Annotated in this window: 9 protein-coding genes; 6 read left to right on the forward strand and 3 right to left on the reverse strand. The window is 45.0% G+C overall.

Annotated features, from left to right (window positions below; genetic code table 11):
- Positions 1 to 27 precede the first annotated feature (27 nt).
- Entirely contained in the window at positions 28 to 408 is a 381-nt protein-coding gene (locus tag PMG71_RS04240) for a hypothetical protein (protein WP_283752398.1), read from the forward strand.
- Positions 409 to 537: 129 nt separating this feature from the next.
- Here the strand turns inward: PMG71_RS04240 and PMG71_RS04245 are convergent, their stop codons facing one another.
- The 3 genes from PMG71_RS04245 to PMG71_RS04255 all read right to left on the reverse strand — a co-directional run bounded on the left by PMG71_RS04245 (position 538) and on the right by PMG71_RS04255 (position 2504).
- Entirely contained in the window at positions 538 to 1794 is a 1257-nt protein-coding gene (locus PMG71_RS04245; RefSeq protein WP_283752399.1) for an EAL domain-containing protein, read from the reverse strand.
- A gap of 273 nt (positions 1795 to 2067) precedes the next feature.
- Entirely contained in the window at positions 2068 to 2190 is a 123-nt protein-coding gene (locus tag PMG71_RS04250; protein ID WP_283752400.1) for a hypothetical protein, read from the reverse strand.
- Complete coding sequence (locus tag PMG71_RS04255; protein ID WP_283752401.1) at positions 2187 to 2504, reverse strand: nucleotidyltransferase domain-containing protein; 318 nt, start codon at positions 2502 to 2504, stop codon at positions 2187 to 2189. Before PMG71_RS04255 ends, PMG71_RS04250 begins: the two co-directional genes overlap by 4 nt.
- Before the next feature lie 171 nt (positions 2505 to 2675).
- On the opposite strand from PMG71_RS04255, the gene PMG71_RS04260 reads away from it, so the two are divergent.
- The 5 genes from PMG71_RS04260 to PMG71_RS04280 form a co-directional block, all read left to right on the forward strand.
- On the forward strand, positions 2676 to 5891 hold the full coding sequence (locus tag PMG71_RS04260; protein ID WP_283752402.1) for a DEAD/DEAH box helicase: 3216 nt from the start codon (positions 2676 to 2678) through the stop codon (positions 5889 to 5891).
- Between the two features lie 26 nt (positions 5892 to 5917).
- Positions 5918 to 6334 carry an element excision factor XisH family protein gene (locus PMG71_RS04265; RefSeq protein ID WP_283752403.1) on the forward strand — a complete coding sequence of 139 codons (417 nt, stop codon included), beginning with the start codon at positions 5918 to 5920 and terminating at the stop codon, positions 6332 to 6334.
- Entirely contained in the window at positions 6322 to 6654 is a 333-nt protein-coding gene (locus PMG71_RS04270) for a XisI protein (RefSeq protein WP_283752404.1), read from the forward strand. Before PMG71_RS04265 ends, PMG71_RS04270 begins: the two co-directional genes overlap by 13 nt.
- A 65-nt stretch (positions 6655 to 6719) precedes the next feature.
- On the forward strand, positions 6720 to 6911 hold the full coding sequence (locus tag PMG71_RS04275) for an element excision factor XisI family protein (protein WP_283752405.1): 192 nt from the start codon (positions 6720 to 6722) through the stop codon (positions 6909 to 6911).
- A gap of 51 nt (positions 6912 to 6962) precedes the next feature.
- Positions 6963 to 7158, forward strand: a 196-nt coding sequence (locus PMG71_RS04280) for an element excision factor XisH family protein (protein WP_283752406.1), incomplete at its 3' end; no start/stop codon positions are given.

A 7158-nucleotide genomic window follows, 5' to 3' on the forward strand; every position in this document is an offset into this window, starting at 1 on the left:
TTTTTAATTTTTAATTTTTAATTGATTATGACTTCCCGTTTACCGGTAGAATTTCTCACCGAAGAAGAAGCCATGGTGGTGGATTCAGCCTTATTATCTTCGGCAGATAAGTTTTCCACCCGACTGGCGATTTATGCTTGTCGCGCTCTCAAAGAAATTAGTCTAGAGACCCATGAACCCGCAGAAACGATTTCTGAGGAGGCGATCGCCGATTGGGTGAAACACGACACCCACATTCAGAAGATTATCGATCTTGATGAGAGCTTCATCAATTTTTTCGCTCGTCTAGTGAGTTCAGCACGGGTTCCCCTGGAGAAAATCGCCCAGGAAAACCAAGTTAAAGTTACGGATTTAAAGGTGATGGATATTGTATCCTGGTTTGAAAAAGACCGCCGCATCGAAGCTTAACCCCCATTCCCCATTCCCTATTCCCCATTCCCTATTCCCTATTCCCCATTCCCTATTCCCCATTCCCCATTCCCCATTCCCTATTCCCCATTACCTATTCCCCATTCCCCATTCCCCATTCCCCATTCCCTATTCCCCATTCCCTAAACTAAACCGGGGGTCGTCAAAGAGGGCGATCGCCTTTTCTAGGGAAACAGGTCGTGAAAAAAAATACCCTTGACCATAATTACAGCCAAAGGTTTTGAGGACTTGTAGATGCTCTGGGGTTTCGATTCCTTCTGCAATAATGGTCATTTCCAAGGCTTTCGATAACTTAACGATCGCATGACAAATACTACAGCTTTTATTGTTTTCCTGGACATTCATACCTTGGACAAATGACTTATCAATTTTTAGGGTATCGAGATTGTATTCATTCAGATATTGGAGACTGGAATAGCCTGTACCAAAATCATCTAAAACTAAAGGAAACCCCAAAGCATGACATTGTTGTACCCAAGCGATCGCTCGTTCGCTGTCAAATAGAGTTCGCTCTAAAATTTCTAGTTTCACTTGTTGAGGATTGAGTCCATATTGATCGGTACAATCGAGTAAAAATTGTAGAAAATTTGGCTCCTCAATTTGGCGGCTGGCAATATTAAAACTCATGCTGACTGGGTAGTTAACCCGTTGTTGCATCTTCTTTAAGGCTTCTAAGCCTGTCTGCATCACCCATTGACCAATGGGCACAATTAAAGAAGTCGATTCTGCCAAGGGAATAAACCGATCGGGAGTCACAAACCCGCGTTTGGGACTCTGCCAACGAATTAAGGCTTCAAAACCTGTGATGATTTGAGTTTCTAAATCAATAATCGGTTGATAGACCAGCTTAAATTGTTGCTCATCTAAGGCGGTGCGTAACTCATTTTCCATGCGGATCAAATCCACCGCTTCTGTAAGTCGAAAAGAGAGATCTTTTTGGGGATTAATGTCAGGATAGAGTTTTTCGAGAAAAAACTGAGGGGCGAGGGTTTTACTGCGGGATCGGAAATTTTGGGTTTCTGAACGAAAATAGCGCATCACCATTAACAGTAACATTCGCAACAAAGGGTCGGCATCTTGAATGCGGCGGTTGACCTGTTCCTTGGTGACTACGGTTAATCTAACATCGGTTAATGCGGTGGCAGAAGCGGAGCGGGTTTGACCATCAATTAAGGCAATTTCACCAAACATGGAGCCAGGATAGAGACGATTCAGAATCCGGCGTTTTTCGTCTATCTGAGTCCAAATTTCGACTTCTCCTTCTTCAATAATATAGGCGAAGTCTCCGCGATCGCCTTCATAGAAGATCGACTCTCCGGCGTGTACCCGGCGAGTTTGAAGCCGTTCGTAGAGTTTGGACTTCACCCTAAAGATCATGATGCTCCCCAAATTTGGATCTGAGTGTGCTGACAACTATCCATAATTATAGTGGCTTCTGCACTGTCTACAGAAGTGTAGCCAGTGACTGGACATACAGCGCTTCGCGCTGTGATGGGGGGATGGGGGGATGGGGGAATGGGGGGAACAAACAGCAGACTGGGTAGCACTTTGAGCCATTTTAGCTATCGTTCAAAACAGTCATTAATGTACCTCATAACAGCGAAAAATGCTGTATATTTACAACCCTCTCTAGGAATCTTACGGATTTAATTTCCACTGTTCTATATATGTCTCAATTTGGCTCACAAAAAAACGCGATCGCTCTAATAAATTTGTTGCTAATGTTTGATCGGGTGCTAACATTAACTGAAGGTCAATCATATCGCAATACCTTCACTTAAGACCTTGAACAATAACGGACTCGCCCCCACTGCTCCATTGTTTACCTCTGCCTCCGTCACTACAAAGGTAGAAATCACCCGATCCAATTCAAAACCCACTTCCCATGCCAGATCATAAATTTGTTCTCGTTTGGCGCGATCCAACTCTGCTACCTGAATAAACACATCTAGATCGGATTCTTCCGTTGCATCTCCCCGCGCTCTTGAACCAAATACTCGTAACTCCAAAATCGGCATGATTGCCGTTAAACGTTTAGAAAACTCTAAAACAACTTGACGATCTTCTTCTTTCATGGTAAGTAATCCTCCAAGGCTAATTCTAATTTAACTCAGCCCTTAGTTTTTGCCCGATCCATTGGGTCATTGTCGTGATATGGTTACTAAAATTAGGCGGCTATGAGAATCTGAAGTTGAGCCGTTTCTGAATCATTCTCAACTTTGAGCAAACTTTAGAACAATGATCGCATGGCAATTTTACACGGGAGTTGGTTAACTCAACATCAATTTGTGATTTGGGCAGAAACTTGGCGCAGAGTTCCCCCCCAAGAGTGCGATCGCTCATTGTGTGCCATGCATCCCTTAGCTCTCAGTGCTGAAGATCTGCAAACTTGGTTACAGTCGAGTCCAATACCAGAGTCGGTGCAACAGGCTTTGGCTGATTGTAAGACAGTCTCGGTAGAATTGGCTCTGCCGACCTCAATCGAGTTTCCTGAAGCTGCACCCAAGTCCAAATCGAAACGGAAGCAAACGCCGGGTATGGTTTGTACACCGTTATACTCGATCGCCTCCAGTATCGATCCCCCCTTAGAAAGCGGTACTTCCTCTACTGCCCCCCTTTCTAAGGGGGGTTGGGGGGATCTTAATGTCGCTCATGAAAGCGAAAACGGCTGTATTTTCCTGCATCCTTGGCGCATTGAAACCCTCTGTCTAACTCCTGCACAAACTTTACCCTTTCTGCACAGTCTGCCTCTGGGGTTATTAGACTCTCAACCCGCTTGGTTGGGGGCGGATCTGCGCTTTTGGTCTCATATTAGCCGGTGGTGTTTGGATCTACTCGCTCGGTGTAAGTTTTTGCCCACTCTTGAGGCTGGTGCGGAAGGTTCTTTAATTGCTCAATGGCAACCGTTACTCGATAGTCAGAGCGATCGCCACCGCTTTACTGAGTTTAGCAGCCTGATGCCGGGCAGTTGCCACACCTATCAACCGGCACAAGAATGCCTAAAATTGGATTTTCCCACAGCTCCTAAACCCTTGCTGTGGGACTTTTTGAGCCAAATTCTCAACGCCGAGATCCAGAAGCAGGAGACTCCCCTGCCGAATCTGAAAGGGGCGATCGCTCAATGGCTGCAAGGCTTAACGGGTAAAGCTAACTCCCTCTCCCCCACCCGCGAAATAGAGAAGCTTAAAACCCAGTTAACCGAATGGATGGCTCCCCTGCAACACCTGGATCGGGAGAGCGCCTTTACCACCGTCTTAAAACTCCATTCTCCCCAGGGAAAACGCCAAGATTGGTTACTCGAATATGGATTACAATCTGTAGAAAATCCCGATTGTGTGGTAGATGCTAATACCATTTGGAGTAATCCTGTAGAATCCCTGATCTATGAAGGCTATACTGTTCGCTATCCCCAAGAAACCTTTCTAGCCGGATTAGGATTAGCCTCGCGCATCTTTCCCCCTTTAGAAGAGAGCTTAAACACCTCCCAACCCCTCTTTTGTCGCCTCGATCCTCAGCACGCCTATGAATTCCTGAAAACGGGAGTGGGGCGATTGCGAGAAAGTGGATTAGGCGTAATTTTGCCTCCATCTCTCGCACCGGAAAAAGGATTTTCTAATCGCTTAGGATTAAGTTTAGTTGCTGATACGCCCAAGCGCAAGAAAACCGAGGGTTTAAGTTTACAAAGTTTGTTGCAATTTAAGTGGGAATTAACCCTAGGAGGACAGCGAGTTTCTAAGAAGGAATTTGACCAATTGGTAGCCCTAGATTCTCCCTTGGTGCAAATTAATGGGGAATGGGTAGAGTTGCGCCCCCAAGATGTGCGCGTCGCTCAGGAGTTTTTCAGCAAGCGTAAAGACCAAATGAGTTTATCCCTCGAAGATGCCCTTCGCATCAGTACCGGGGATACGCAGATGGTGGAAAAGCTGCCGGTGGTAGACTTTCAGGCTTCCGACCAGTTGGGTGAATTACTGACTCGCTTGATGGAGCCGCGCACCATTGAGGCGATCGCCCCTCCAGAGACGTTTAACGGACAGTTGCGCCCCTATCAATCCAGAGGTGTGGGGTGGTTGGCGTTTCTAGAACAATGGGGCTTAGGAGCCTGTTTAGCCGACGATATGGGGCTGGGAAAAACGATTCAGTTTCTAGCATTTTTGTTGGTTTTGAAACAGCAGAAAAAGCTGCAAAAACCGACTTTATTGGTCTGTCCCACCTCCGTTTTAGGCAATTGGCAACGGGAAGTTAAACGGTTTGCTCCCAGTTTGAACCTGTTACTTCACCATGGGGATAAGCGAGTTAAAAACAAGCAATTTATTAAAGCCGTTGAGGGGAAAGATCTGGTGATTACCAGCTATCCTTTGGTATTTCGAGACCAAAAAGACTTGCAAGCGGTGGAATGGCAAGGGGTGGTGTTAGATGAGGCGCAGAATATTAAAAATCCCCAGGCGAAACAGTCGCAAGCCGTGCGCGAGCTAACCTCAGAGTTTCGCATTGCCTTAACAGGAACACCGGTAGAAAATCGCTTGCAAGAACTTTGGTCAATTATGGACTTTCTCAATCCCGGTTATTTGGGGACTCGGCAGTTTTTCCAGCGCCGGTTTACGGTTCCGATTGAGAAATACGGCGATCGCGAATCCTTGCAAACCCTGCGATCGCTCTCCCAACCCTTTATCCTGCGGCGTTTGAAAACCGATCGCACCATTATCGAAGACTTGCCCGAAAAACAGGAAATGACCGTATTCTGCGCTCTCTCTGATGAGCAGAAACAGCTCTATCAAGACGCGGTAGAGAAAGCCCTAGGGGAAATCGAGCAAGCGCAAGGCATTCAACGCCATGGGGAAGTCTTGGCATTGCTGACGAAGTTAAAGCAGATTTGCAACCATCCAGAGCAGTTCCTGAAGAAGCGCAAACTCAAGCAGCCAGAGAACTCCGGGAAACTGATGCGCCTACGGGATATGCTGGAGGAAGTCGTTGATGTGGGCGATCGGGCCTTAATTTTCACCCAGTTTGCCGAATGGGGTAAATTGCTCAAACCCTATTTAGAACAAGAATTTCAATCCGAAGTTTTCTTCTTATACGGAAGCACAAAAAGAGCGCAACGGGAAGAAATGATTGACCGCTTTCAACACGATCCCCAAGGGCCAAAACTATTTATTTTATCCCTAAAAGCAGGCGGTGTCGGCTTAAACTTAACCCGCGCCAATCACGTCTTTCACTTTGACCGATGGTGGAATCCAGCCGTAGAAAATCAAGCCACCGACCGAGTATTTCGCATCGGTCAAACCCGCAATGTACAAGTGCATAAATTCGTCTGCGAAGGCACATTAGAAGAAAAGATTAACGATCTGATAGCCAGCAAACAGGAACTCGCCGAACAAGTCGTGGGTTCGGGCGAAAATTGGTTAGCCAGTTTGGACTCGAACCAACTGCGAGATTTATTATTATTAGAACAGTCGGAAGACTAGGATGGATAAAGTTTGGAGGTGGAGTGATGCCTGCTAAGGATATTTATCACAATGCGGTAAAAAATGCTTTAATTAAGGATGGGTGGACAATTACCGACGATCCCTATATTTTGAATATTGGGCGTAGAGATTTATTTGTCGATATCGGAGCAGAAAAGTTGCTTTCTGCGGAAAAAGGCGAGAAGAAAATAGCGGTAGAAATTAAGAGTTTTATCGGTAAGTCACGGGTTAATGATTTGGAGAATGCGTTAGGTCAGTATACTTTGTATAGCGACATTATGCGGGATATCGATCCAAACCGGATACTTTATCTTGCTATTACCAAAGATGTATTTGACACTCTTTTTCAAGAAGCTATTGGAGAAATTTTATTAAGAAATCAGCGTTTTAATTTGCTAATTTTTGAGAAAAAACAGGAGGTTATCGAGCGATGGATTCCCTAAACTATTATTACATTATCAAGGAAATTTTAGAAGATTACGCCAAGTTGCCCTATGCTCATGGGAATTTACAACGAAAATTGGCGATCGCAGAAGACCATCAGAATTATGTGCTGTTGACGGTGGGGGATGTGAATGGTAAGCGGGTTCACGCTTGCATCGTTCATTTGGAGGTGGTGGGGGATAAAATTTGGATTCATGAGGATGGGTTAGAGGATGGCATCGCCGATGATTTGTTACGAGCAGGTATCCCGAAGGACAAGATTGTTTTAGGATTTCATCCCCCAGAGGTCAGACCTCATACCGGGTTTGCTGTGGGTTAAGAAGTGATTAAAGATAATCGAGTTTTGTTAATTGTAGTAGATACAGCGAAGGAGGCACTGGTCAAATGGCTGAGGTAGAAAATTACCGCACGATCGTCAAACGAATATTGACCGACTATTATGGTATGAAGATTCATCAAGTCCAGAAAAATACTGAATGTGAACTCAGCGATCGCCTAGCTTTAGATGAAATCAGAGATGAATATCTTTGGTTTCGCTTTGGCTGGAACGATAAAAAGCTAGTACAGCATATATAATAGCTATGAAACAAAAGCTTTGTCGGTCTTTCCAGTTTGACGGAGTTTCATTTGGCCCTTGGTCAGTTTCTTAACTATCGTCTAGCCTTAGAAGAGATAGAAAGCAATCGCCAACTCTATCTTGCGATTTCGTCTGATACTTACGAAGATTTTTTTGTTGATCCTTTTATTCAAAAATCAATCAGCAGGTATGACTTGAATTTAATAATATTTGATATCAAGCAGGAGATGATTATCCAATGGAAAA

It is taken from the genome of Roseofilum acuticapitatum BLCC-M154, assembly GCF_030068475.1.
GTDB classification, from domain to species: Bacteria; Cyanobacteriota; Cyanobacteriia; order Cyanobacteriales; family Desertifilaceae; genus Roseofilum; species Roseofilum acuticapitatum.

Coding starts and splice junctions, on each gene's coding strand:
- PMG71_RS04240 (WP_283752398.1), top strand. CDS start 28: ATGACTTCCCGTTTACCGGTAGAATTTCTCACCGAAGAAGAAGCCATG.
- PMG71_RS04250 (WP_283752400.1), bottom strand. CDS start 2,190: ATGATTGACCTTCAGTTAATGTTAGCACCCGATCAAACATTAGCAACA.
- PMG71_RS04255 (WP_283752401.1), bottom strand. CDS start 2,504: ATGAAAGAAGAAGATCGTCAAGTTGTTTTAGAGTTTTCTAAACGTTTA.
- PMG71_RS04260 (WP_283752402.1), top strand. CDS start 2,676: ATGGCAATTTTACACGGGAGTTGGTTAACTCAACATCAATTTGTGATT.
- PMG71_RS04265 (WP_283752403.1), top strand. CDS start 5,918: ATGCCTGCTAAGGATATTTATCACAATGCGGTAAAAAATGCTTTAATT.
- PMG71_RS04270 (WP_283752404.1), top strand. CDS start 6,322: ATGGATTCCCTAAACTATTATTACATTATCAAGGAAATTTTAGAAGAT.
- PMG71_RS04275 (WP_283752405.1), top strand. CDS start 6,720: ATGGCTGAGGTAGAAAATTACCGCACGATCGTCAAACGAATATTGACC.